Origin of the sequence: Marivirga sp., from assembly GCF_051117495.1 — a bacterium.
Taxonomy (GTDB): Bacteria; Bacteroidota; Bacteroidia; order Cytophagales; family Cyclobacteriaceae; genus Marivirga.
Genome location: NZ_JBNPEF010000013.1, coordinates 38766 through 64685 on the forward strand (window position 1 = coordinate 38766; position 25920 = coordinate 64685).

Annotated in this window: 29 protein-coding genes; 6 read left to right on the forward strand and 23 right to left on the reverse strand. The window is 34.7% G+C overall.

Features of this window, described 5'->3' with window-relative positions:
* Positions 1–17 precede the first annotated feature (17 nt).
* From ACFE0M_RS06925 to ACFE0M_RS06945, 5 genes are all read right to left on the reverse strand, one after another.
* Positions 18–1217, reverse strand: coding sequence for a hypothetical protein (locus ACFE0M_RS06925; protein ID WP_434545021.1), 1200 nt, complete (start codon positions 1215–1217; stop codon positions 18–20).
* Between the two features lie 57 nt (positions 1218–1274).
* Complete coding sequence (gene galE / locus ACFE0M_RS06930) at positions 1275–2300, reverse strand: UDP-glucose 4-epimerase GalE (protein ID WP_434545022.1); 1026 nt, start codon at positions 2298–2300, stop codon at positions 1275–1277.
* Positions 2300–3292, reverse strand: coding sequence for a UDP-glucuronic acid decarboxylase family protein (locus tag ACFE0M_RS06935; RefSeq protein WP_434545023.1), 993 nt, complete (start codon positions 3290–3292; stop codon positions 2300–2302). Before ACFE0M_RS06935 ends, galE begins: the two co-directional genes overlap by 1 nt.
* A 5-nt stretch (positions 3293–3297) precedes the next feature.
* Complete coding sequence (locus tag ACFE0M_RS06940; RefSeq protein ID WP_434545024.1) at positions 3298–4596, reverse strand: UDP-glucose dehydrogenase family protein; 1299 nt, start codon at positions 4594–4596, stop codon at positions 3298–3300.
* A gap of 139 nt (positions 4597–4735) precedes the next feature.
* Positions 4736–7123, reverse strand: coding sequence for a TonB-dependent receptor (locus ACFE0M_RS06945; protein ID WP_434545025.1), 2388 nt, complete (start codon positions 7121–7123; stop codon positions 4736–4738).
* Between the two features lie 94 nt (positions 7124–7217).
* Here ACFE0M_RS06945 and ACFE0M_RS06950 point away from each other — a divergent pair, with 94 nt between their 5' ends.
* Positions 7218–7871 carry a MarR family winged helix-turn-helix transcriptional regulator gene (locus tag ACFE0M_RS06950; RefSeq protein WP_434545026.1) on the forward strand — a complete coding sequence of 218 codons (654 nt, stop codon included), beginning with the start codon at positions 7218–7220 and terminating at the stop codon, positions 7869–7871.
* Here the strand turns inward: ACFE0M_RS06950 and ACFE0M_RS06955 are convergent.
* The 6 genes from ACFE0M_RS06955 to ACFE0M_RS06980 form a co-directional block, all read right to left on the reverse strand.
* Positions 7868–8347, reverse strand: a complete 480-nt coding sequence (locus tag ACFE0M_RS06955; protein WP_434545027.1) for a beta-carotene hydroxylase — start codon at positions 8345–8347, stop codon at positions 7868–7870. The genes ACFE0M_RS06950 and ACFE0M_RS06955 overlap by 4 nt on opposite strands.
* A gap of 25 nt (positions 8348–8372) precedes the next feature.
* Positions 8373–9218 carry a 4-hydroxy-3-methylbut-2-enyl diphosphate reductase gene (locus ACFE0M_RS06960; RefSeq protein ID WP_434545028.1) on the reverse strand — a complete coding sequence of 282 codons (846 nt, stop codon included), beginning with the start codon at positions 9216–9218 and terminating at the stop codon, positions 8373–8375.
* A gap of 8 nt (positions 9219–9226) precedes the next feature.
* Positions 9227–10069 carry a phytoene/squalene synthase family protein gene (locus ACFE0M_RS06965; protein WP_434545029.1) on the reverse strand — a complete coding sequence of 281 codons (843 nt, stop codon included), beginning with the start codon at positions 10067–10069 and terminating at the stop codon, positions 9227–9229.
* Positions 10070–10079: 10 nt separating this feature from the next.
* On the reverse strand, positions 10080–11555 hold the full coding sequence (locus ACFE0M_RS06970) for a phytoene desaturase family protein (protein WP_434545030.1): 1476 nt from the start codon (positions 11553–11555) through the stop codon (positions 10080–10082).
* 12 nt (positions 11556–11567) lie between these two features.
* Positions 11568–12071: an RNA polymerase sigma factor gene (locus tag ACFE0M_RS06975; RefSeq protein WP_434545031.1), complete on the reverse strand. Its 504-nt coding sequence runs from the start codon at positions 12069–12071 to the stop codon at positions 11568–11570.
* Between the two features lie 483 nt (positions 12072–12554).
* Complete coding sequence (locus ACFE0M_RS06980) at positions 12555–13490, reverse strand: MerR family transcriptional regulator (protein ID WP_434545032.1); 936 nt, start codon at positions 13488–13490, stop codon at positions 12555–12557.
* A gap of 161 nt (positions 13491–13651) precedes the next feature.
* Between ACFE0M_RS06980 and ACFE0M_RS06985 the strand changes: the two genes are divergently transcribed.
* Positions 13652–13954, forward strand: a complete 303-nt coding sequence (locus tag ACFE0M_RS06985) for a DUF4286 family protein (protein WP_434545033.1) — start codon at positions 13652–13654, stop codon at positions 13952–13954.
* Between the two features lie 353 nt (positions 13955–14307).
* Here ACFE0M_RS06985 and ACFE0M_RS06990 read toward each other — a convergent pair whose 3' ends face one another.
* Genes ACFE0M_RS06990 through ACFE0M_RS07005 form a run of 4 tightly spaced genes read right to left on the reverse strand, consistent with a single transcriptional unit; the run spans position 14308 to position 15364 of the window.
* Positions 14308–14541, reverse strand: a complete 234-nt coding sequence (locus ACFE0M_RS06990; RefSeq protein WP_434545034.1) for a hypothetical protein — start codon at positions 14539–14541, stop codon at positions 14308–14310.
* Between the two features lies 1 nt (position 14542).
* Positions 14543–14842 (reverse strand): thioredoxin, encoded by a 300-nt coding sequence (trxA, locus tag ACFE0M_RS06995; RefSeq protein ID WP_434545035.1) that lies wholly within the window; start codon positions 14840–14842, stop codon positions 14543–14545.
* Positions 14843–14844: 2 nt separating this feature from the next.
* The gene (locus ACFE0M_RS07000) at positions 14845–15045 is read right to left on the reverse strand and encodes a heavy-metal-associated domain-containing protein (protein WP_434545036.1); all 201 of its coding nucleotides are present in this window, start codon (positions 15043–15045) and stop codon (positions 14845–14847) included.
* Between the two features lie 10 nt (positions 15046–15055).
* Positions 15056–15364 carry a rhodanese-like domain-containing protein gene (locus ACFE0M_RS07005; protein ID WP_434545037.1) on the reverse strand — a complete coding sequence of 103 codons (309 nt, stop codon included), beginning with the start codon at positions 15362–15364 and terminating at the stop codon, positions 15056–15058.
* Between the two features lie 223 nt (positions 15365–15587).
* Between ACFE0M_RS07005 and ACFE0M_RS07010 the strand changes: the two genes are divergently transcribed.
* Positions 15588–15869, forward strand: a complete 282-nt coding sequence (locus ACFE0M_RS07010) for a hypothetical protein (RefSeq protein WP_434545038.1) — start codon at positions 15588–15590, stop codon at positions 15867–15869.
* A gap of 230 nt (positions 15870–16099) precedes the next feature.
* Here ACFE0M_RS07010 and ACFE0M_RS07015 read toward each other — a convergent pair whose 3' ends face one another.
* The 4 genes from ACFE0M_RS07015 to ACFE0M_RS07030 form a co-directional block, all read right to left on the reverse strand.
* Positions 16100–17584: a M28 family peptidase gene (locus ACFE0M_RS07015; RefSeq protein WP_434545039.1), complete on the reverse strand. Its 1485-nt coding sequence runs from the start codon at positions 17582–17584 to the stop codon at positions 16100–16102.
* An 18-nt stretch (positions 17585–17602) separates the two neighbouring features.
* Positions 17603–18499, reverse strand: coding sequence for a bile acid:sodium symporter family protein (locus ACFE0M_RS07020; RefSeq protein ID WP_434545040.1), 897 nt, complete (start codon positions 18497–18499; stop codon positions 17603–17605).
* A gap of 65 nt (positions 18500–18564) precedes the next feature.
* Positions 18565–19605, reverse strand: a complete 1041-nt coding sequence (locus tag ACFE0M_RS07025; RefSeq protein ID WP_434545041.1) for a quinone-dependent dihydroorotate dehydrogenase — start codon at positions 19603–19605, stop codon at positions 18565–18567.
* Positions 19606–19757: 152 nt separating this feature from the next.
* Entirely contained in the window at positions 19758–20063 is a 306-nt protein-coding gene (locus tag ACFE0M_RS07030; protein WP_434545042.1) for a DUF3276 family protein, read from the reverse strand.
* Between the two features lie 135 nt (positions 20064–20198).
* Between ACFE0M_RS07030 and ACFE0M_RS07035 the strand changes: the two genes are divergently transcribed.
* The 3 genes from ACFE0M_RS07035 (at position 20199) to ACFE0M_RS07045 (ending at position 22478) form a co-directional block, all read left to right on the forward strand.
* A complete protein-coding gene (locus ACFE0M_RS07035; RefSeq protein ID WP_434545043.1) occupies positions 20199–21104 on the forward strand; it encodes a DUF58 domain-containing protein in 906 nt (301 codons plus the stop codon).
* A gap of 76 nt (positions 21105–21180) precedes the next feature.
* Complete coding sequence (locus ACFE0M_RS07040; RefSeq protein WP_434545044.1) at positions 21181–21768, forward strand: riboflavin synthase; 588 nt, start codon at positions 21181–21183, stop codon at positions 21766–21768.
* A gap of 11 nt (positions 21769–21779) precedes the next feature.
* Positions 21780–22478, forward strand: coding sequence for a LytR/AlgR family response regulator transcription factor (locus ACFE0M_RS07045; RefSeq protein WP_434545045.1), 699 nt, complete (start codon positions 21780–21782; stop codon positions 22476–22478).
* Here ACFE0M_RS07045 and ACFE0M_RS07050 read toward each other — a convergent pair.
* The 4 genes from ACFE0M_RS07050 to ribD all read right to left on the reverse strand — a co-directional run bounded on the left by ACFE0M_RS07050 (position 22452) and on the right by ribD (position 25910).
* Positions 22452–23027, reverse strand: coding sequence for a phosphatase PAP2 family protein (locus tag ACFE0M_RS07050; protein WP_434545046.1), 576 nt, complete (start codon positions 23025–23027; stop codon positions 22452–22454). The genes ACFE0M_RS07045 and ACFE0M_RS07050 overlap by 27 nt on opposite strands.
* Positions 23028–23082: 55 nt before the next feature.
* Entirely contained in the window at positions 23083–24000 is a 918-nt protein-coding gene (gene hemF / locus ACFE0M_RS07055; protein ID WP_434545047.1) for an oxygen-dependent coproporphyrinogen oxidase, read from the reverse strand.
* Positions 24001–24342: 342 nt separating this feature from the next.
* Positions 24343–24825, reverse strand: a complete 483-nt coding sequence (locus ACFE0M_RS07060; RefSeq protein ID WP_434545048.1) for a GAF domain-containing protein — start codon at positions 24823–24825, stop codon at positions 24343–24345.
* 38 nt (positions 24826–24863) lie between these two features.
* Positions 24864–25910, reverse strand: coding sequence for a bifunctional diaminohydroxyphosphoribosylaminopyrimidine deaminase/5-amino-6-(5-phosphoribosylamino)uracil reductase RibD (gene ribD, locus ACFE0M_RS07065; protein WP_434545162.1), 1047 nt, complete (start codon positions 25908–25910; stop codon positions 24864–24866).
* Positions 25911–25920 lie beyond the last annotated feature (10 nt).

Here is a 25920-nt window from a genome sequence, read left to right on the forward strand (position 1 = left end):
ACAAAAGTCTTAATATTTTATTTTTGGACAAGTTTTGTTTTATAAAAAACAGCGTAATCATCCTCAACACCTAATGCTTCATTATTCTTTTTAAACCAAAAAGTATCTCCTTCGATATGTAATAGGCTAGAAAGTGCTTTGATTTTATTGAATGGAGTACCAAATTTTTCTCCATCCTTATATATTTGAAATTGATCGGCCGGTACATTATCTGGCATAATCAATCTGATACTGTTTTCACCCACACTTTCAGTTTTAGCTTCTTGCCGTTCTGATTCTTTTACCCCGCGATTATATTGAACTAAAATACGATTGTCATCCATTAACCATGAACCCCTGACCTCAGCTTCTCCGATTTTTCCTCCAAACATAAAACCATTCTGACCTTCAAAGGAGTCTCGTTCCTTACCTTCGTCCAAATAAAATGGTTCAATTTTAAGAGAAAATGTATCTGCAAGCTGAAAGGATTCATTTACCCAATCATACAGATAAACAATTTCATCCTTACTGTAACTTATCACCATTTTATTGCCATTCAAATGATTTGAAGGAAGCATACTTGAAGGTTGATATCCTTTACCGTCTAAATAACGACTGAAAGATTCTAATGGAATAACTGCTTGTATTGATTTAGCCTGCCTATTAACTACTTTTAAAGCATGCTGATTTTCATATAAACTATCATTTGAAGCATTTAATGCTAATAAATCATAATTGATTACCGTAAAGTAATGAGGTGGATCAAGCAAATACATACTTCTTCCATAACTTTTGCTAAACCAATAACTTATTGGTTCTTCTCTTTCAATTTTCCACACGTTTTCCCCTTCAAAATTATATGCCCAAATTCCTTTTTGACCATGGGCAATAATCGTCTCATTATCATAAAAAATGGGTCTGTCGGCTAAAGTTCCTGGATTATCAGGTATATCCCCCTCCTTTGAAAATTGCTTTAAAATCTCACCGTTTTTATCCGTAACAATGAATTCGGTATTCCTGCTATTATACAATAAGATACGCTCTTGATTTGGGGAAAAATCACTTAGCAAAGGAGTTCCTAAATAATCAACAATTAAAGAATCAATAATTTCGAATTGGAATTCAACACTTTCATTGTTTGCGGTTTCATTTGTATTATCTGATGAGCAAGAAACAAAAATTAAAAGTAATGAAATGCCAATAAGATGGAGATGGTTAAGCATGATAGTTTTTTTCAAATCTAATGATATTTTAGTTTGAAATCAATTTTTACAAATCAACTAAGAAACATATTTTTATTTGTCCTTCGCTAATGCCTGCTCCCAGTCCCAAGCAGATTTTAACATTTCATCTAGCCCTCTTTTAGTTCTAAAGCCCAACTCATTATTAGCTTTTGAAGTATCCGCGTAAACGGCCTCAACATCGCCTGGCCTTCTATCTACTATTTCATAAGGAACTTTCACAGCTGTGGTTTTTTCAAAACTTTTTACCATTTCCAAAACAGAATATCCATTGCCAGTACCAATATTAAATACATTGAATGAGTTATCCGTTTGTTTTATGGCATATTCCATAGCATTAATATGGGCTTCTGCCACATCTGACACATGTATATAATCTCGAACGCAGGTACCATCCGAAGTATTCCAATCGCCTCCAAATATGTTTAACTTTTCTCTTTTTCCGCTGGCAGTTTCAGTTATGTAAGGCACTAAATGATGTGGTGGACCAGATTGAAATTCTCCAATTAACGAAGATTTATGAGCTCCTATAGGATTAAAATATCTTAATGAAACCACTTTAATAGGGTGAGTAATACTAGCATCTTTTAAAATGTCTTCGCAAACTTTTTTTGTGTTTCCATAAGGAGAAATCGCAGGTTTTATGGGAGCATTTTCATTTACTGGCAATTGATCAGGATTTCCATAAACGGTGCAAGAAGAAGAAAAAACGATGGGTTTTACATCAAATTCATTCATGCACTCCAATAAATTGATAGTGGAGGTAATGTTATTATAATAATAATGCAAAGGTTTTTCAACCGACTCTCCTACCAAAAGAACAGCCGCAAAATGTATTACACCAATAATTTGATTGTTATTACTCCAGAAAACTTCTTGTAATTGCTCCTTATCCCTCATCTCCACCTGCTGAAATTCAGGGCGCTTACCGCAAATTCTCTCCAATCTTTCCAAAACAGAAATATCACTATTGGATAGGTTATCAATTATCAAAGGTTCATATCCTTGATTCATTAACTCTATCACTGTATGAGAACCAATATATCCTAATCCGCCAGTAACTAGTACTTTTTTTGACATCACTTTACTATATATTTTTCAAAATCTTTATGCTCCTTTTGGAACAATTTCTCCTTATCCAAGGATTTAAAGTAATCATAAGTGATTTTCAATCCTTCTTGCCTACTCACTTTTGGCTCCCAACCTAGCAAGGCTTTAGCTTTGGTGATATCTGGTTGCCTCTTTTTAGGGTCATCTTTAGGCAAATCCTTATAAATTACTTTTTGTTTTGTACCTGTCAATTTAATGATTTCTTCTGCAAATTCCGAAATGGTAATCTCATCAGGATTCCCAACATTTACCGGATCAGAATGGTCACTTAACAATAATCTATAAATCCCTTCTACCAAATCATCCACATAACAAAATGAACGGGTTTGGGAACCATCTCCAAAAACGGTGAGGTCTTCTCCCCTTAAAGCTTGGCCAATGAAAGCAGGCAGTACCCTTCCGTCATTTAACCTCATTCTGGGGCCATAAGTATTAAAAATCCTGACAATACGGGTTTCCAATTGATGATATGTGTGATAAGCCATGGTAATAGATTCCATAAATCTTTTGGCCTCGTCATAAACCCCTCTTGGGCCTATTGGATTAACGTTTCCATAATAATCTTCAGTTTGTGGATGAATCAAAGGATCTCCATATACCTCCGATGTGGAAGCCACCAATATTCTAGCTTTCTTATCCTTTGCCAATCCCAATAAATTATGAGTGCCGTGGGCCCCCACTTTCAATGTTTGGATTGGGATCTTTAAGTAGTCAATTGGACTGGCAGGAGAGGCAAAGTGAAGGATGTATTTCAATTCACCCGGCACATGCACATATTTGGTCACATCATGGTGGTAGAATTCAAAATTCTCTTTCCCCATCAAATGAGCAATATTATCCATAGAACCCGTGATGAGGTTATCCATCCCGACTACATCATAGCCTTCTTTAATGAATCTGTCACATAAATGAGAACCTAAAAATCCCGCAGCCCCAGTAATTAATACTCTTTCTTTAGCCATAATAATTATCTTCCAATGCTGAAATAAGTGAAGCCCAATTCTTTCATCTGCTCCAGATCATATAAATTTCTTCCATCTAAAATTAAAGGCTCCTTCAATTCTTTTTTGATTTCATTGAAATCCGGAGTCCTGAACACCGGCCATTCGGTCATGATCATCAAGGCATCTGCTCCTTTCAAGGCATCATAAGGATTTTCTGAATAGGTGATCTGATCCCCTATTTGCCCTTTAACATTCTCCATTGCTTCAGGATCATAAGCTTGAACCTTTGCTCCTGCTTTAGTCAAAGCTTCTATGTTATATAAGGCTGGTGCTTCCCTGATGTCATCAGTATTGGGTTTGAAAGCCAAGCCCCACATCGCAATGGTCTTGCCATTTAAATCATTTTTAAAATAGCCTTTAAGGTTTTCAATTAAACGCGTTTTTTGTGTGGTGTTCACATCCATTACCGCATTCAATATCTTAAAATCATAATTGGCATCTTTGGCCGATTTTGCCAAGGCTTGAACATCCTTCGGAAAACAGCTTCCGCCATATCCTATTCCCGCAAAAAGAAACCTCTTCCCAATTCTTGTATCGGTTCCAATGCCTTTGCGAACCATATCAACATTGGCGCCCAGTCTTTCACAAAGATTAGCGATTTCGTTCATAAAGGTAATTTTGGTAGCCAGAAATGAATTGGCCGCATATTTGGTCAACTCAGCTGATTTCTCGTCCATAAAAATGATCGGATTGCCCTGACGAACCAATGGCTCGTACAATCTTTGCATTATTTTAATAGCACTCTCAGATTGCGTTCCGATCACTACTCTGTCCGGCTTCATGAAATCATCTACTGCAACTCCTTCTCTCAAAAACTCAGGATTGGAGACCACATCAAAATCTACTTTGGCATTTTTTGAGATCGCTGCATGCACTTTATCTGCAGTACCTACAGGCACAGTACTTTTATCTACTATTACAGCGTAATTTTCCAATATATGGCCTAAATCATCGGCCACTTTCAGAACATATTGCAAATCAGCGGCTCCGTCTCCTCCTGGAGGGGTTGGTAATGCCAGGAATATAACTTCTGCTTCTTTGATCCCTTCTTCGAGATTGGTAGTAAAGTCCAATCTGTTTTGCTTAATGTTTCTTTCAAAAATCACTTCTAAACCAGGCTCGTAAATGGTCACCTTACCTGACTGTAATTTATTTACTTTTGCTTCGTCTATGTCCACACAGGTCACATGATTGCCGGTCTCCGCAAAACATGTTCCCGTTACTAATCCTACATAACCTGTGCCTATTACTGCTATTTTCATTTAATGATAGTTTAATTTTAGATTGTAAAGATCAGATTGAACTGTGTATAGCAGTTCAACTACATTAATTTAAGAGTCCCAAAATTAAACTATTATTTGAAAGAATTTAAAATAAGAAAGATTTTATTCTATAAAGATTCTAAAAATCAATCACTATCCCCAAATTAGGCAATAAAGAACTATTGGTAACGTCAGCAATTCTAACCAATTCTCTTGGTTGAATAATCTCACCATTATCATTTCTCCTTAAACCAAAACTAGGTTCAGAAGGTAAATCTTGAGCAAATGCATTTTGCACTTCTAGGAAAATATTAAAGGTCCAATTATCGAAATTCCATTTCTTATCAATTCTTATATCGGTTTGGTTAAATGGATCCAACAATAAATCTCCTTGTCTCGAATAGTCTCTTATGATGGTTGGATAGGAGTTTAAAGTAGCCTCTTGGTCAACTGGGGCAACAGGAGTTTTCCCTAGATAACGAACTCTTGCACTAATCTCCCAGTTGTTACCAAATTTATAACCTCCTGTAAAGGTCAATAAATTTCGGTTATCCCAGGTTGATCGTAAATATTCATCCTCATTAAATCCAGTGAATTCACTTCTGTAAAGCGTATATGCCAAAATAGCATAGAAATCTTTGGTCAATTTTCTCTGGTACAAAAACTCCATTCCATAAGTTCTTCCTAAGCCTATACTTTGAATATTTTCATTTCCCAATACTGAAAAACCACCCCCGAGATTTGCCAAGGAAACACTATCTACTACTGAAACAGGATAGTTGTCATATTTCTTGTAAAAACCTTCTATACTAAAGCGTGCTGAAGGAGTCACCAAGTATTCAATTCCTGCCACTAAATGATCACTTTGAATATATTCTGCATCTTGATTAGCATACGCTCCGTTCTGGTCTGTAAACCCTAGGATTGTATAAGGAGGGATTTTATAATACCTACCCACCGAAGCATTTACTGTCCATTTTCTTTTCTCATCGAATGTATAGGAAGCCGAAAATCTAGGACTGAAAGTTCTGTAAATTTCATTTCCAGTTTCCATGAAGGTATTTCCATCAACCCTAAAACCGGCCGATAGCCCAAATCTATCTTTCAGAAAATTACGAGATGCTTGAGCATTAAAACCATACCTTGTAAAATTCAGGCTATTCTCATAACTAAATCCCCTATTGTCATCTATCAATTCAGAGTTATTGGAGTAGATGGCCTCTTGAAGGATGAAACCGGTATTGAAAGTCCAGTCTTCTATAAACTTGGTGAGGTTATAGCGCAATTTAACTTCTTGTTCTTGGGAGTTATTACTAAACACTAAGCCTTCTTGATTGACATTATCTTCAAATTGCTCAAATTGATTATTTAAAATATTGGTACTTAAAGCAGTGGTCATAAAACCAGAATTATCTATAAACCTTCTTTTCCAGCTTAGGCCTGAAGTGGTACTCCATTGCTGAATTACCGGCAATTGGTCTAAGACCGCTTGTTGTTCAGCATCAAAGTCATCAGGAGCATTAATAGTTAGGTCATCAATGGAACCCACACCTGTAAATACCAATTCATTGTAATCATCAAATTTATGTGTGACCTTATATTGATAATCCCAGTAATCAGGCAAAAAGGGTAAATCGATAGCTTGAAATAACAATTGTAAATATGACCTTCTTACAGATGCGATAAAAGAAGTATTGCTAGCCTCCTCATCTTTCTTTTTGAATAAAGGGCCCTCGGTGGTTACTGCAGCTTCACTACTGCTCAATCTAAAATTATTTCGAAATTCTCTTCTATTCCCATCCCTTTGATCAAACTGCAAAACCCCTGAAAGCACATTATCATATTGGCTCGCAAAAGCACTCGAAGATAAAGTAACCCCCTCAAAAAAGGAAACATTTAATAAGCCTACTGGCCCTCCAGCACTACCCTGTGTACTAAAATGATTGATATTGGGAATCTCAATTCCATCTAAATAATATACATTTTCATTGGGCGCTCCACCACGAATTATAATATCATTTCGGAATCCCCCAACAGAACCGCTTACTCCCGGCAAAGATTGAGCTACTTTGGCTATATCGTTATTTCCTCCAGGATAGGTGGCGATTTCCTCAGGAGATAATCTTTGAATTGAAAGCGGAGTCTCTTCATTTTTCTTAAATGGATTAGCTCGTACCGTAACCCCTTCCAATTGCTCCACATCTTCTGACAATTCAAAATTCACATTAGGTATTCCACCTGAACGCACTGTCACATTGAATTTGGAAACTTTCTGATAACCTACGTAAGAAGCAGTAACTGTATATGATTTTGGTTCAATATTTTTAATTTCATAATAGCCTTCAATATTTGTAACGGCTCCTAATTCAGTCCCTTCTATTAATACGGTTGCTCCTATTAATGGCTCTTCTGTTTTGGCGTCCTTTACATAACCACCAAAACTAGCCATTCCTTGCGCAAAAAGTGATTGAGAAAATACAACCAGAACGATAACGGTACTAATTAACCCAAAAATGTTACGTTTCATTTTCAAAATTTAAGTTTATGATTTAATATTATTACAAATTCATAACATTTATGTTACAAAGTTGTTTTAACATTAGAATAAAATTTTTCAAAAAATGTTAGACAAAGGAATTAGGCTTCTTCAACTCTATCAAGATTTTTTAAAAAAGAATCCTAATGCAACTATGAGTGAGTTTGGGAAAAGTTTGATCGAGGATGAAAAAGAAGAGAATACTGGAAATGAATTAGGTGAAATGAGTAAAAAAATGCCTTTTCCATTTCCAGCGAATTCACCAGATGAATATATAGGTTGGGTTTGGGGAAGAATGATGAGTTTTACTCAAATCTGGGAAAAGAAAGCTTTTGCGAATCAGCCTATTCATAATTTAACAGAATTTGGAGTAGCTTTATTTGTGATGAGTCATGAGGGATGCAGCAAATCGGAAGTTGCCCAACATTCACTTGCAGAGAAAACCACCATTTTTGAAATCATCAAAAGACTAGTTAAAAATGGAATCCTAAAAGAAAAAGCAAATGAAACGGATAAAAGGAGTAAGCATTTAAAACTTACTGAAAAAGGAAAAATGGCGAGTTTTTCAGTAATGAATCGAGCTAATGAAGTCAGTCAACATTTGGTAGGTAATTTAAATAAATCTGAAAAAGTAAAGCTCTTTGGTTCGCTGATTAAACTTGACGGCTATCATCAACATTGTTATCAAAAATATAAAAATGAGGATTGGGAGAAGTTGAAGGAAGAGATGTTGGATTAAGCCTTACTTTTCTCTTCTTTAGGCTCATATTTTTTGGGAGCGTATAGAAAGCCAAATGCTTCGGCTCCTTCTTTGGTGTGTACTTCATGATGAATATAATGTGCTCTCATCATTCTTCTTAGATAAGAATTTTTAGCCTTGAATTTCAGTTTTACTCTTCTGTGCACCAAAATATCATGAAACAAGACGTAGAAAACACCATAACAAGCCACTCCTATCCCTACAAATAAGAGCCATCTAAGCTGTGGGAATTCAATACCGGCCATAATAAGTCCTGCTGAAGGAACACTAAAAACTACGGCAAACAAATCATTTTTTTCCAGTTTATGATTATGCACTTTATGATGGGATTTGTGCCATGTCCAAAGAAATCCGTGCATGATATATTTATGGGTAAACCAAGCTACACCTTCCATGAAAAAAAAGGTTCCCAAAATTAAAAATGCATAAAATAATATGATCAATACTTCCGACATGATGGCAATTTAAATAAGATTTAGATTATAATTTCAATAATTCATCTCGAACTTGTTCCATCAACCACATAGGCGTGGAAGTAGCACCGCAAATCCCTACTGAATCATTTTCCTTAAACCAATTTTTATCTAATTCAGTGATATTGGAGATGAAATAGGTGTTTGGATTTTTATCCTTACAAACATTATATAAAACCTTTCCATTGGATGATTTGGTTCCCGAAACGAACACGACTTTGTCAAATTCTCCTGCGAAAGACCTTAATTCTTTATCTCTATTGGAAACCTGACGGCAAATAGTGTCATTCGCATTTACACTTATCCCCGCCTCAGTAAGTGTTTCTTTGATTTTATAAAAATTATCAGTGCTTTTGGTGGTTTGACTATATAAAGTCATTTCCCTTGGTAAGCTATCAATATCTAATTCGTTTATATCTTGAAAAACAACGGCTTCCTGATTGGTTTGTCCTAAAAGACCTTCAACCTCAGCATGACCGTGCTTTCCGTATATAAATATTTGTTCTTTTTTATCGAATGAGTTTTTGATTCTATTTTGTAATTTCAATACTACTGGGCAAGAAGCATCAACCAATGTCAAATTATTTTCAATGGCTAGTTTGTAGGTAGATGGAGGCTCACCATGTGCACGAATTAAAACTTTTTCATCTTTTAATTCTTTCAAAGCCTCCCGGTCTATAATTCTTAGCCCTTTAGCTTCTAACCTCTTTACTTCTTCATCATTATGCACAATATCACCTAGACAATAAAGATATCCTTGTTCATCGAGCATATCTTCTGCCATTTCGATGGCATAAACTACACCAAAACAGAATCCTGAGCTATTATCAATTTTAACATTTAGGTTCATCATGGCAATTTTTAAAGCGTATTGAACTGATGTTTAACATAACTACCCAACAGCAGAAATAGTTTTTTAGAATCTGGAACTCTTACTCTTTCTTCTAATATTTTGTTGGGCGGAAAGCGCTTTATTTTATCAAATAACTTTAAATAATAAGTATAGGCTAAATAAACGCCCCATCTTGCTCCTCTAGGAAGTTTAACAATTCCTTCATACGCATGGTCGAAATCTTTTTGAATATCGGCTTCAATTTTCTCTTTATGAGAGACAGAAAAATCATTGAAATCTACTCCTGGAAAATAAACCCTTCCTCTTTCGTAATAATCAGATTTAATATCTCTTAAGAAATTTACTTTTTGAAAAGCTGAACCTAGACTTTTTGCGGGTGGCAGTAACTCTTGATATTCGTCTTCATTTCCATCGCAAAAAATTTTTAAACACATTAAGCCCACTACCTCAGCAGAACCATAGATATATTCTTCATAGGAAGATTGCTCATATTCAATATCCTGCAAATCCATTTCCATGCTATGCAGAAATGCTTCAATTAATTTGTGATCAATTTGGTATTCATTCACTACCATTTGAAAGCAATGCAAAACAGGGTTTAAGCTGATTTGATTTTTAATTGCTTCATAAGTCTGTGCTTTAAATTCTCTTAATAGGGATGATTTATCTTTATCATGAAAGGTATCTACAATTTCGTCTGCATAGCGAACGAAACCATAGATAGCATAAATAGGGTAATGAAATTTTTTATCCAGACTTTTAATGCCCAAACTGAAAGACGTACTATATCGGTTCGTAATCAGCTTACTGCATTCAAATGTGGTTTGGTTAAATAGTTCTTTAGCATCCATGCTGTTAATTCTAATTGAAATCTTTCATTACCTCTTTGCCCACAACCTGTCCTGATATCAAGGATGGAGGTACTCCCGGTCCAGGCACTGTTAACTGTCCAGCATAATAAAAATTTTTCAGTTTTTTATTTTTTAAAGCAGGCTTCAATATAGCTGTTTGCTTTAAAGTATTCGCCAAGCCATAAGCATTTCCTTTAAACGAATGATAATCATTTATGAAATCATTATGTGCATAACTACGCTTATAAGTTACGTATTTCTTGATGTCTTCTCCTAATATTTTTTCCATTCTGTCCATAATAAGATCATAATATTTTTCTCTTATTTCCTCATTATCTTCCAGACCTGGTGCCACTGGCATTAAAATAAAAATATTTTCTTTTCCTTCTGGGGCAACGGTATCATCTGTTTTGGATGGCGCACTCACATAAAATAACGGAGCTTCAGGCCATTTTGGATTTTCATAAATTTCTTTTGCATGAGGGCCAAAATCATGATCGAAGAATAAATTATGATGCACTAAACCTTCAATTCTTTTATCTATTCCTAAATAAAAAATTAATGAAGAAGGCGCCATGGTTCGACTTTCCCAATAATTTTTGTCGTAATTCCTGAAATTTTCTGGTAAAATAGATTGATCAGTATGTTGGTAATCAGCAGAAGAAACCACTACATCTGCCTCATAAGTAGCATTTTTGGTTATAACTTTTTTGGCCAGTTTTCCTTCGCAATCCACTGATAAAACCTCTTGGTCGGTTATAAATTTCACCCCCTGTTCTTCGGCTAATTTCACCATTCCTTCCACTATTTTATGCATTCCGCCTTTAGGATACCAAGTTCCTAAGCTGATATCAGCATAATTCATTAGACTATAAAGTGCAGGTGTATTTTCTGGAAGGGCTCCCAAAAAAAGAATTGGAAATTCCATTAAACGAATGATGCGCTCGTTCTTAAAGAATTTTCTAACATGACTATAAATGGAAGAAAAAATATCCATTCGGACCATATCAAAAAGCAATTTTATGCTCATGAATTCGGTTAGCGATCGACCTGGTTTATAAACCAAATCATTAATACCTTTTTCATATTTATAGGCCGCTTGTTGAAGGAATTTATCTAATTGTTCGCCACTTCCTTTTTCAAGAAGCTCGAGCATATTTTTAAATTCCTGCATATTGGCAGGGACTTTCAAAATATCATCTTTACCAAAAACTACATGGTAAGAAGGGTCTAATCGCTGCAGATCGTAATAGTCTGATACTTTTTTCCCAAACGTCTCAAAATACTTTTCAAAAACATCTGGCATCCAATACCAACTCGGCCCCATATCAAAAGTAAAGCCCTCAGCTTTGAACTGACGGGCTCGTCCTCCTAAATCTTTATTTTTTTCTAAGACTGTCACCTCACAGCCCTGATTAGCCAAGTAAGTTGCCGTAGATAAACCTGCAAAACCAGAACCAATTACTATTACTTTTTTGTTTGCCATTAACTTATCGAATTATGCATATATCTTCAATGCATCCTTTAACTCTTTTCTGGCAATATGGATTCTATTTTTTACAGTTCCTATAGGAATTTCCAATTTTTCAGCTATTTCATGATATTTAAACCCTCTGTAATGCATCATGAAAGGTTCTTTGTAAACATCATCCAACTTAGCAATTTGTTTAACAATGTCATCCATCGCAAAGGAGCCATAAGCTGAATTCTGTGCAATATTTTCTGTTGAATTGATAAAGTGTAAATTTTCAGTAGTATCAATGAAAGTTTTTCTCCTCACCATTCTTTGATAATTGGTTATGAAAGTATTTTTCATGATAGTAAACAACCATGCTTTCAAATTAGTACCCTCTGAGAATTTCTCTCGGTTTGAAAATGCTTTCAAAACAGTTTCCTGAATTAAATCATTTGCCTGCTCCATGTCTTTCGTCAGCCTTAAAGCAAACGGTTTCATGGATTTTGTCATATTGTTAATCGCGTAACCAAATTCTAATGCTGTCATGATTGTCAATGTTTAATGTTGTTTAACAAATCTATTATTTAATTAAACAATAACCAAATATTTTGTTTAATTTTTTTATATTTTAATTAAACATTATAAATACTGAAACATCCAAAATAAGCTTCATACCCTATATTAATGGCTTTAAACGATGTTAAAGCAAATTTTTACATGTATCTACATTAAAAATAAAAGTTTAATTAATGTTGAACAAAAAATATTTATACTTCAATTAAATTTTTTTTTATGGATATGGGTTTTGAGACTTTCTTATTAAAAACTCAGTAAAAATGATGAGTGAGCCTTAAGGTTTTGGTTTTATTTATTAAGAAAGGAAAAGGATAATTTTCTAATGATTTAGTTTTTATCTTAAAGCAGAAAAATATGTAAATTAATTAGCAACATTAAATACTGGTAATTAATGAGCATAAAAAAAGCTATCCATTTGGATAGCTTTGATGCATAATTAAAATTAAGTTAAATTTACTCGTATCTCATATTTTTTTGACCTTCAGGTCTTTTAGGGGAAAGTTCAATATCTTTTTCATTGATGAAATCAATTAAGTCTTCCATTTTCATGATGAACTCGACATTCTTCCTTCTCTTGATATCTTGCCCTATAACTTGAAATCCACCTACAAACATTGTAGCACTGCTGAATAAATCGGCCACTTCGTCAATATATTCCTGAACTTCTGATTTTTTTGGTGCTGCTGTACAAATTGTAAGTACATAATCTGGTTCATGAATTTCTTTTACTGAATATAAATCAGATTTAGGTAAATTTTGTCCAAGATAAATAACTTTAAATTTTCTAGCTCTTAACAAGAAGGCGGCAAACATTAACGATAATTCATGTAACTCCCCTTCAGGCAGATATAAAAGCCATTTCCCTTTGGACTCTCTTTCTGTAACATATTGCCCATCAATGGCTACCGTCATTTTTTGACGAATTAGATTAGATAAAAAATGCTCCTGTGCTGGCAAAATACTTCCTGTTTGCCAGAGCATTCCAATTTTAGCCAAAAATGGATAGATTATATTAAGCATGGTTCGTTCGAAGCCATACTTCAATATATTATTGTTTAATATACTCTCGAACCTATCTTCATCCATATCAATCATACTCAATGTTAGAGAGTTAATTTGATCTGGAAATCTTAGATTAGTCTCCGCTATTTTAAGAACCTCCTGGTTGAGTTCCTCTTCATTCATTTTAGCGATTTTGGATATTTTATACCCATTCTCCTTGAGCGTACTGATGTTCAAGACCAATTTTAAATCATCATCACTGTAATAACGAATATTGGTATCGGTTCTCTTAGGCTCAATGAAATTATAGCGTTGCTCCCATATTCTTAGAGTATGGGCTTTAATGCCTGATAAGTGTTCTAAATCTTTAATTGAATAACTGCTCACTATGCTTCTCTCCTTTCTACTTACCTGTTTAAATTAAAGTATAATTCTATTGTAACTATTTTTATTGGGTTGATAAGTAAAAAAATAACCACATGCTTTTGAAAATGTTTTCAGAATCAACAACAATGTGTCAAATTTGTAAAAAAAATCTGAAAAACGCCATGATTATTTATAATGTTACTGTTAATGTTGAAAAAGAAGTAGAAGAAAGCTGGTTGGCATGGATGAAGGAGGTTCATATTCCAGACATTTTGGCCACTGGATTTTTTCATGAGCATAAAATCCTTCGCTTGTTAAATGAAACTGAAAATGAGGGTGAAACCTACGCTGTGCAGTATTTTACTGATGAATTGGATAAGCTTGAAAAATATATGACTGATGAGGCTCCGAGATTAAGAGAAGAGCATATCAAGAAATTTCAAGACAAGTGTGTTTCCTTCAGGACTTTCTTGGAAACTGTTTAGTTCATTTTTTGATACTTTTGCTTTCACTCAAACCTGTCAGGTCTCTAAGATTCCGGAAAACACTAACCTTAGTTCGATTAATACAAGCATCGTTCCCGCAATGCGGGACAGGCTATACCGGAGAATTAATACTTAAATTTCAAAAAGTATTAATTTATCCGTTATCTCCTTCAAAAGGCTATGTTAAGATTTCGGATAATTTTCTTTTTTGAAAATTTAATCCCGATTTATCGGGACCGAAATGACGGTTTTAAGATATTTTGCAGGTATTTAAAATGGAACTCAGGTTTCTAGCATAATATTGTCTTTAATAATATAAAAAAAATGCCCATTAGGCAAATGAGCATTTTATTTTATGAATTTTGCTTTTTCAAGGATTTAATAAACATCTCGATCAAGCGATAAGCTAAAAACACCCAAGGTGCGCCATGCATCAACAAATCGAAATAATCTGCTGATTGCATGCCTTCTCCCCCACCGAGAACCCACCAACGAATTTTACCAAAAAAATGAGGCTCTGGAAAATATGGAGCCAATCCTAAAGTCAAAACTGCTAGGATTGGCAACAATAATTTATTCTTCTTCATATTAATTTCCTAATTGATTGATGTGTGACATAATCGTATTAGGATCTACTACGCCTGCTTGCCTCCACTTAATTTGCCCATTTTGGAACAAAATTAAAGTAGGAATACTCTGCACCTGATATTTTTGGGAAGCTTGTTGGTTTTTGTCCACGTCCACTTTTATCACTTTCACTTTCCCCTTCATTTTCTGTGCCACCTCTTCTAAATAAGGAGCCATCATTTTACATGGACCACACCAATCGGCATAAAAATCCATCAAAACAGGGGTTTCACTTTTAATTAACTCTCCAAAACTTGCCATAATTATGCATTTGTTGGATAACCCAAGCTATCCAATTTCTCTTTTACTGTACTTAATGGAGTTTTGCCTTCACTTTCAAAATCAAGTTTTCCAGTCGGGATATCAATATTTTTCACCTCTATACCTTCTAGTTCAGCCAATCCGTTTTTAATAGCATCCACACAACCTCCACACTTCACGTTTTTTACTTCTAATGATTCCATCTTAATTAGTTTACTTGCTGTATTGATTCCAAGCTTGGATTCCACCATCCAAATTGTATAACTTATCGAATCCATTGCTTGCCATAAATCCACAAGCTGTACTGCTCCTGTTTCCGCTTCTGCAGTACACCAAATAAGTTTTATCTTTGTCCAGCGCCTTGATATCTTCCGCAAAAGTTGGACCCATGATATTGATCACCTTGGCACCTTCTATAAAACCTTCTACTTTCTCCTCTGGGGAACGAACATCAATAATTTCGGTATTAGGTTCTTTTGAAAGCTTATCAAATTCTTCTGGACTAATATTTTTATGGTTCATAACTATTATTTATAAATTGAACATATTTTTACAAAGATACGGTTTTTGCTCAGGCTTTGTTTGTAACAGGAGTTACAAATATTAAAAACCTAATTTCGATTCTTATTTTGGTTAAAAAACAATTACAAATCAACCATTTAAGTAAAAACTGTGTCTTGATTATATGAAAACATATGCATTAATTCTGATCATTTTAATATCTTTCATTAGTTGTAAGGAAAATATGGATAACGATTTAGATACTGATGTTATCAAAGTAACATTAGATGGAACAGAATTATATGAGTATAAATTTGGTGATACTCGTCCTGTTGAAGGTGGTTTTGACATACGCAAACAAGCACAGCAATTTCAAATAAGCGAAATGCAATGGGCAACCTACAAATTTCAGGCTAAGGAGGGATTTAAAGGTATGGAGACCGTAGAGATTGTATTAACTGGAAGCCCAGGAGATGGAAATTTCACAGATTATCAAAAATGGATATTCGAAATTCAAGTAAAATAGCATAGCTCCCTGATAAGAATTTCAGGAAGCTATTTTATTATTACTCCTACTTTGTAAGCTTCAAAATGCGGATGAAACTTGTCTAGTTTAATTAAATTATTCATCACGGTTTCCGGTCAGTGTGCCACCGACCAAGGAAGATTGTATGGTTGGTTACAACAACCATTTAAAACTAGTTTATAAACCTGACAGTATTCGATTAAACTAAAAAATTGACTAAGTAAGTAGGTTTATTTATTGTAAAGCGCTTTACCTGCATCATAATATTTATCACCCTCGGTCCAAAATGGAGTTTCTTCATCATTCGCAATTAATCTGGCAGATAATACAAAAGCCCTGAAAAATTGTTCCATATAGTCATAATCAATGCTCTCAGGATTATCAGATTGCTGATGATAATATTTCCCAATTTCAGCATCGAATGCTGTAAACCCTAAACTAAAAGTTGGAGCCGGAATACCTTTTCTGGCAAAATTAACATTATCACTTCTATCAAACAGCCCCTGCTCACCTGCAGGATCATCAATTGCTTTCAAACCAAAGGCTTCCGAAGCGCTTTTGATATGTTTACCAGCTGTGGTTCTCTCTAAGCCAATAATAGTGGTTAAACTTGTATCGTTATATCCACCATTATCACTATTAAAGCAATAAACCATTTGATTTAAAGGAATTAAAGGATTTTCCACATAGTATTTACTTCCCAATAAGCCTTTTTCTTCTGCAGTAAATAAAATAAACAATGCAGAGCGCTTTGTTGGGTTCTTAGCGATACTTTCGGCTGCACTCATCACGGTTACCACTCCAACAGCATTATCTCTAGCACCATTATAAATAGAATCACCTTCCGCATTGGCCTTGCCAATTCCTAAATGATCATAATGGGCTGAGTAAATAATAAACTCGTCTTTAAGATCTGGGTCAGTTCCTTCTACCATCCCTACTACATTTTTGGAAGGTACTGGCAATTGCATTTCTTTCCCTATTGTAACATTCAATTCAGACTTTTTTCTTTTCTCCAGCTTTTCCAACCACTTTTTATCTGCATCATTCACCCACAGTTTAAAAAAGCTATCGCTTTTATCATTAGACTCAAATCCTAATGATGAACCCCTGCCCATAAAACTTTGAAAAGTCTTCCAGCTATCCGGATTTTCAGTATGTAATTCTACTATTCCAGCAGCTCCTGCTTCTTTGGCCAATCTGGATTTTTTGCCACTGGCTTGGTAAACAAATCTATAATCTTGATTACCTTCCTGACCGGCAAGCACCACTGCAACTTTTCCTTCTACACCATCAAATTCAAAATCTTCCTCTGTTCCATAATTCAAGAAAATATATTCGGGTTCGCTATTTACATCAGAACCCTCAACTCTTATTAAATTTTCGGAAGCAACTGATTCTCCGTCAATCTGCAGTGCATATGCATCCGGAGCTATATTTTGCACAAGGGGCACTTCCTGAAAATATCCTTCCGATGCACCCTCAACTGGTGAAACGCCATATCTTTGAAAAGTGGTTGAAATATAACGGGCAGCAACATCTATTCCAGGAGTTCCCGTTTCTCTTCCAGCCAATTCATCGGAAGCTAGAAAATATATATGTCCTTTGATTGTGCTTTTCTTAATCGTATTTTTTACCAATTCAGTCTCATCTTGAGCAAGCAAATGAAAAGAACTCAACAATAGAGCCCCAAAAATCCATATTTTATTATTCATGTTTGATAGGTTTATAATTTAAGATAAAGATAGTTCTTTTAAAGCCTCTTGCGAATTTTGTTTTTTAGAAATCATTATTACTACAGCAGCGGTCACAAACATCAATAAGCTGTAAATAGCAGCGGGTACTGCCATTTGAGTATTATTCAAAATAGCAGGACTTAATGCCAATGCTATAGCTAAAGTTCCGTTTTGAATGCCTGTCTCAATGGCAATGGAGCTTCTTTGCCTTTTGTTTAAGCCAAATAATTTACCCAAAATAAACCCCATTAACAAGGCTGTTATATTCAAAATAATAGCGGCAACTCCAGCCTGTTCAAAATATGGTATAATATTTTCCCTTTCCTTTAATATGGCTGCCAGCAGAATGAGTACGAAGAAAAATGTTGAAATGACATTCATGGCCTTTTCAGATTTAATGGCAAAATGCGGGCGCTTCTTCTTTATGATCATCCCAATGATGACAGGGAAAATAGTCACCAAAAAAATCTGAATAAATGTTTTAAAAAATGGAAGTGAAATCGCTTTTTCTCCTGTCATATAATGTGCTAATGCAATATTCAATAAAATGGGGATACTGAAATTAGTGATGATACTACTGATGGCCGTAAGACTGATGGATAATGCCAAATCTGCTTTAGCTAAATGAGAAATTAAATTTGAAGTAGCTCCCCCAGGACATAGCGAAATCAAAATCAATCCGACCGCTAGCTCGGGAATTGTAAATAATAGTGCAGCCAATCCAAAACCAATCAAAGGCAAAAGAATTAATTGACAGACTAAGCCAATGACGGCCGCTTTTGGATAAAGGGCTACTTTTCTAAAATCATTGGGTGTGAGCGTCATCCCCATTCCCAACATAATAATTCCTAAAGCTAAAGGAAGAAAAATCGCAGTTACAGCACTTTGTTCCATATCAGACAGTTTTTTAGCTGTAAAATGCTGAATTTATTTCTATTCTGCAATTAGCTACATAAAAATCAGTTGTGAGATTTTTTAAGAATGGCTTTATTGATTCTTTTAATTAAGCTAGGCCCTTCATAAATAAAGCCTGTGTAAAGTTGGACTAAACTTGCGCCTGCTTCCAACTTTTCAATAGCATCTTCAGCTGACAAAATCCCTCCAACTCCAATAATGGGAAAAGCTTGATTCGATTTTTCACTTAAATATCGGATCACTTCAGTGGCTCGTTTCCCTAATGGTCGTCCACTTAGACCACCGTTTCCTATAGCTTCTACTTTTTCAGCAGGAGTTTTTAATCCCTCACGACTGATGGTTGTATTGGTAGCAATTACACCTGCTATTTTAGTTTCATTCACAATTTCAATTATATCATCCAATTGTTGATTTGTTAAGTCTGGTGCAATCTTTAATAATATGGGCTTAACTTTTTCCTGTTGCTGATTTAATTCCATTAAATGATTTAATAATTGCATCAATGGCTCCTTTTCCTGTAATTCTCTTAATCCGGGGGTATTGGGCGAACTTACATTGACAACAAAATAATCTACATACGGATAAAGTTGAAGAAAGCATTTTTCATAATCATTGAAAGCTTCTTCATTAGGCGTGACTTTGTTTTTTCCGATATTCCCCCCAATGATTACATTGCTTTTTCGTTTTTGCAGTCGTTTAATCGCTCCTTCAATCCCCTGATTGTTAAATCCCATTCGATTAATAATCCCACTGTCTTCAGTCAGTCGAAAAAGTCGAGGTTTTGGATTTCCAGACTGTGCTTTTGGCGTAATGGTGCCAATCTCTATAAACCCAAAACCCAAAGAGGCTAACTCATCAATAAGCTTGGCGTCCTTATCGAAACCCGCAGCCAAGCCCACTGGGTTGGGAAATTTTAAGCCAAACAATTCTTGCTCAAGTTTAAGTGATTTAACTTTAAACAGGCTTTTATTGAAGGATTTTACTCCGGGAATATTGAAAAAAATTTTGGTTAAAGAAAAGGTGAGGTGGTGTGCTTTTTCAGCTGACAACTTAAATAATAAAGGACGGATTATGGATTTGTACATTAATTCAAATTCAGAAATTGGTAATTCTTTATTGAAGCCCAAAGTTCTGACATAGATTTTATAAATCCACGTATTTGGTTAAAAATTAAATTCCAATCTTTAATAGAATGAATTAAAGCTCCTCTAGATAAAGAAGCTTTAATTTGTAAATTTTAATTCCAGCTTAAATCGTCATCATCTTCATCTCTATCAAACTGAGTGAAGTCAAATTCCGGCATCAAATCGGTTTTGATGTGATCTACCGTTTCGCCTAATGCATTAACGAATTTATTAAAATCTTCTTTATACAAGAATATTTTGTGCTTTTCAAAAGTAAAACCATCATCTTTTGGTTTTCTTTTGCTTTCGGTAATGGTCAAATAATAATCATTGGCTTTTGTTGTTCTTACATCAAAGAAATAAGTTCTTTTTCCAGCTCTAACTCTCTTCGAAAATAATTCTTCCTGTTCTCTTTCCATAAACTCTTTCACTAATCTATCTAAATGTTGTTTTTAATTATTTGGCTTAAATATAGTACAAACCCTTACACTTTTGCAAATTGCCCTTATTAAATTGCCAAAACATAACTTTAAATAAATAAGTATATAATATTCATGGACATATCATTAGAAAACCTTCCTGAAATACCATCATTGGATTTATTGGCCAAACAGCTGGTCGAAGGATTTATTACCGGCATGCACAAATCTCCTTTCCATGGGTTTTCGGTTGAGTTTGCTGAACATAGATTATATAATACAGGAGAAAGTACTCGTCACATTGATTGGAAGGTCTATGCGAAAACTGATCGGCTTTACACCAAAAGGTATGATGAAGAAACTAATTTAAGGGCCTATATATTATTGGACAATAGCTCTTCCATGTATTATCCCACGCAAAATAATGGTAAGATTAGGTTTAGTATTTTAGCTGCCTCTACCTTAGCTTATCTTTTGCAAAGACAAAGAGATGCGGTTGGATTGATAAGCTTTTCTGATAGAATAGATGTATTTACTGAGGCAAAGTCAACAAGGGCTCATTTGCAAAACATATTTGTTCATTTGCAAAAAATTTTACAGCAAAATCAACAACAGAAAAGTACCGAAATAAGTCAAAGCCTGCACATTGTGGCAGAAAAAATTCATAAAAGGTCATTAGTGATAATTTTCAGTGATTTAATGACAAAACCAGAGCAACTTGAAGAGTTTTTTAAATCCATACAGCATATCAAACATCGAAAACACGAAGTGCTGTTTTTTCAAGTAAATGAACCTACTACCGAGTTGGATTTTGATTTAGATGATCGTCCTTATTTAATTGAAGATTTGGAAAGCGGTCAAAAGATGAAATTAAACCCTTCACAAATAAAGGAAACTTATCACGAAAAAGTAGAGGAGTATTATAATCAAATAGCCTTAAAATGCCATCAGTATAAAGTTGATCTAACAAGAGTGAATATTAATGATAATATTCAAAAAGTATTGGCTGAGTTTCTAATTAAAAGGAATAAAATGAATTAGGATTTTATTAATTAACTAAAACTAATTGAAAGCTTGGGTGTTTTTCAATTCATTTACTTTTAATTAATATTACAATATGTTTACAGGAATTATAGAATCATTAGGAGAAATAGTGTCAGCAGACAAAGAGAACACTAACCTAAAACTGACCATCAAAAGTGATATCTCCAATGAATTAAAAATAGATCAAAGTATTTCCCATAATGGTGTATGCCTTACGGTAACAGAATTGCATCCGGATGCACACACCGTAGTTGCAGTGGACGAAACATTAAAAAAATCTTCAATAGGGAATCTTCAAAAAGGGGATTTTGTGAATTTGGAACGTTGCATGATTATGAACGGAAGGTTAGATGGCCACATCGTTCAGGGTCATGTAGATGGAAAGGGAAAATGTCTGAACATTAAAGATGAGGATGGAAGCTGGTTATTTACTTTTTCTTATGATTCTTCGGAAAATGTATTGGTAGAAAAAGGGTCTATTTGCATAAATGGTGTAAGCCTTACTTGTTTTGATGTTAGCGATGAAAAATTTAGTGTGGCCATAATTCCCTATACTTTTGAGCACACAAACTTCAAAAAAATGAAAAAAAACGATGAAGTGAACTTAGAATTCGATATAATTGGGAAATATGTACATAAACTAATCAATAAAACCAACTAACCAACTACAATATGGCTTCAGAATTGAATTGCATGATAGTGGATGACGATCCAATTTTCAGACAATATATCTCTAAACAGATCAAGGAAACTAATGGTCTAAAATTAGTTACAGAAGCTGAAAACGCGAATAGTGCTCTTGATTTATTAGAAGAACATGAAGTAGATATTATTTTTCTTGATGTGCAAATGCCTGAAATGAGCGGTATTGAGCTAACACAGCGCTTAAATAATGGTTATGAGGTAATTCTTGTAACCGCTAACGATAGCTATGCAGTAGATGCTTTTGAACAAAAGGTCACCGACTATCTTGTTAAACCTTTTGAGTACGAAAGATTTGTTCAGGCCATCAATAAGGCTCAGCGGAATATTGAAGCTTTCCGCAAGAAAAAGAATATTATAGAACATATTTTCATCAAAAGTGATGGGAAAATTGTGCACTTAAGGTTGCAAGATATACTTTTTGTTGAAGCTTTGGCTGATTATGTAGTAATCAACACAGAGGCTAAGAAATATATTGTACATCATACCATGAAAGGGGTTGAGAAAAAATTACCAGTTCATCGATTTGTGCGCGTACATAGATCTTTTATCGTCAACATTGAAAAAATAGACTATATAGAAGATTTGACCGTACATATAAAAGTCAAGTCGATTCCAATTGGCGCTTCTTACAAGGAGGCTTTATACAACACCATGAATTTTCTCTAAGTGATTAGGGAAAATTCTTTTATATAATTGATAGGTGATAATAGCCGCAATAATACCCAAAATTGCTCCCATAATAATATCGCCCGGATAATGAACCCCGACATAAATTCGGGAATATGAGACTACCACAGCCCACCCTATCATGATTTTAGCATAATTATTTCTATATATAAACCAAAGAAAAAAAGCCAAAGCAAATGTATTAGAGGCATGGCTGGAAGCAAATCCATATTGACCGCCACAGCCTTTCACCATGTGTACAAGATCTTGAATGGCAGGTTCATGGCAAGGGCGCAACCTCTCAAAAAAAGGCTTAAAAAAACCGGATGCTGCTTGATCGGCTAGCGTTATTAATAATGCAAAAGCTAAAATCATAGACCAACTTTGCCATTTTAGCCTTCTAATGACCAGAAACAAAATCAGTGCATATAAAAGAATCCAAGGATTCCTCTTGGTTATAAAAAGCATAATAGGATCTAACCAATCGGCATTAAGCCCATTAAGCCAAAGGAAAAATTGTTGATCGAGTTCTATCAATGATTCTAACATTCTGTAAAAATTTGAGGAAAATTAATGTTAAACTTAGAAATGACCTAAAAAGAATCTATTGAATATCGACCCAATCTACATTTTTCTTTAATAAAGCCATAGTATCTTTTTCAAAATCCTTCTCAGCTTGATAATCATAGGTCCAATTGGCTTGGGGTGGCATACTCATGAGAATGGATTCTGTTCTTCCATTAGTTTGCAGACCGAATTTAGTTCCTCTATCCCAAACTAAATTAAATTCCACATATCTTCCTCTTCTTAGGTACTGCCATTTTTTATGTTCATCTGAAAAGCTTCTATCTTTATTTATTTCCATCAAATGGCTATAGACTGGAGCGAATAGTTTTCCAACATCTTGAACAAAGGCAAAGATTTCTTCCTTGCTGTGTTTTTCATTTTCAGATAACCGATCGAAGAAAATACCTCCTACTCCACGGGTTTCATTTCGATGAGGCAAATAAAAGTAATCATCAGCCCACTTTTTGAATTTGGGATAATAGTCCATATCATGTTGATTACAAACTTTTCTAATCTCCTGATGGAAATATTGGGCTTGCGATTTGTCAATAATATGAGGTGTAAGGTCAATTCCTCCTCCAAACCAATAGGTTCCATTGCTCAATTCGAAATAGCGCACATTCATGTGGATGATGGGCACCATTGGGCTAAAAGGATGCATCACTATGGACACACCAGTAGCGAAAAAACTTAAATCATCATGCTGATTAGCATCTATTTCCAAGGTTTTCAGTAATCCTTCAGGAGCTGAGCCTTCTACAGCAGAAAAATTTACCCCTGCTTTTTCCAAAACGTTTCCATTTTGCAGTAAGCGAGATTTACCTCCTCCACCCTTTTCATGTCTCCATTCATCAATTTCAAATTTTCCTTTTCCGTCTGCAACTGAAATTTGATCGCAAATGTCGGCTTGTAATTCTTGAAAAAAATGTCCTATGGATGCTTTATCGGTATTCATTCAATAAGTCTTATATGGATTCTAAAATTAAATTGCACAAACGATATTCATTTGATTCTCCTTTTCAAATAGATATAAATGATCTTATGATAATTGCTTCAATGCTATTTATTTGAGCTTTGATATAACATATTTCACTAAAATTCTAAAAAAATAACCAAGGTTATTTTTTTATGTGTTCTCTTGTCTCTATTGTGGTTAAGAAAGAATGGTGGCAATCTTCAACAACTTTAGTAAATTCCAACCACAAAAGAAAACAAAAGTTATTTTCGCTTTAGCGAAAATCTCGTTGAGGAAATTCCCTGAACATAATTGCATTGGTTACAACCTAACAAGCTCTATTTATAAAAATTTAGAAACAGTATTCATTAATTCTTCTAAGTATTTTTGGTCAATTTCATCAAAAGTATTGAGTTCATCACTGTCAATATCCAACACCAAAGCCACTTCATTATTTTTAAAGCCAGGCACCACAATTTCAGACTTTGAGGCTGAACTACAGGCAATATGACCCGGGAAGGCTTCTACATCAGGAACCACAATGGTTTTGGCATCTGCCCAAGCAGTACCGCAAACACCTTTTCCTTTTTGAATACGAGTACAAGCAATGGGTCCTTGGAATGGCCCCAACACTAATTCTCCATTTTTAACTATATAAAAACCTATCCAGAAATAGCCAAAAGCTTCTTTCAGTGCAGCCGTGATATTGGACAAATTCGCCACTACATCTTCCTCTCCATCCACCAAGGCCTTGATTTGAGGAAGCAATGCTTTATATTTTTCTTCTTTTGATGCATTTACATCAATTAATAATGATTCTGACATTTTATGAGATTTATATATGCTAGATTAAAGATTATAGACTATTTATTTTGATAAATACTTAAAAAATCTGTTTGGTTTTTAACCATGATATTTTTTTGAAAAACGAGCTTTTGATTATTTAGTTGGGGTGATTGAATTCCTGTTACAAAATCAACAGGCGCCTTAAAAATTCGAGCTTCATCCCAAAGTACTGCGTCAATAAAAGATTGTATAGTCTGTGCCCCCCCTTCCACTAGTACGGATTGAATTTTTTGTCCATAAAGATAATCCATCATTTCATTCAAGAAATTTTCATGTCCCAACTGAATTGAATCAACTCCATTCAAATTTCTCTTTTCAGCTTTAGTATGAAAAAGAATAGTCTTTTGTTCTTTATCAAAAATTTTCAGCTCATCACTTAAAGCCAATTGATGATCAATGACTAATCGAACGGGATTTTTACCTGACCAATCTCTAGCTGTCAATTTGGGATCATCATAATGAACTGTATTTTTCCCTACCAAAATAGCATCTAGTTCTGTACGCCATTTGTGCACCATTTGTCGAGATAGTGGATTACTGATCCATTTAGAATCAAAATTTTCTCTGGCTACAAATCCATCAGCAGTTTCAGCCCACTTTAAAACAATAAAAGGTCGCTTTTTCTGCATAAAAGTAAAGAATGCACTATTAATTTCAAGACATTCATTTTCCAAAACCCCAGCTTTTACTTCAATTCCTGCATTTTCCAGAATTTGAATTCCTTTACCAGCCACTAATGGGTTTGGGTCAACTGCCCCTATCACCACTTTTTTAAGTTGTTTCTCCACCAATAGTTCAGCACAAGGAGGGGTTTTGCCATAATGGGCACAAGGTTCTAAAGTAACGTAAGCAGTAGCAGATTTTAATAGCTCCTCATTTTTGACGGAACGAATTGCCAAAACTTCGGCATGAGGCTCACCCGCTTTTTGATGCCAACCTTCTCCAATTATTTCTCCATCCAAAACGATTACACAACCCACCATAGGATTAGGGCTAACAGTTGCCCTGCCATAACCAGCCAGTTGAAGGGCACGTTGCATAAATAGTTCATCTTGTTTGTGCATCATTGGCAAA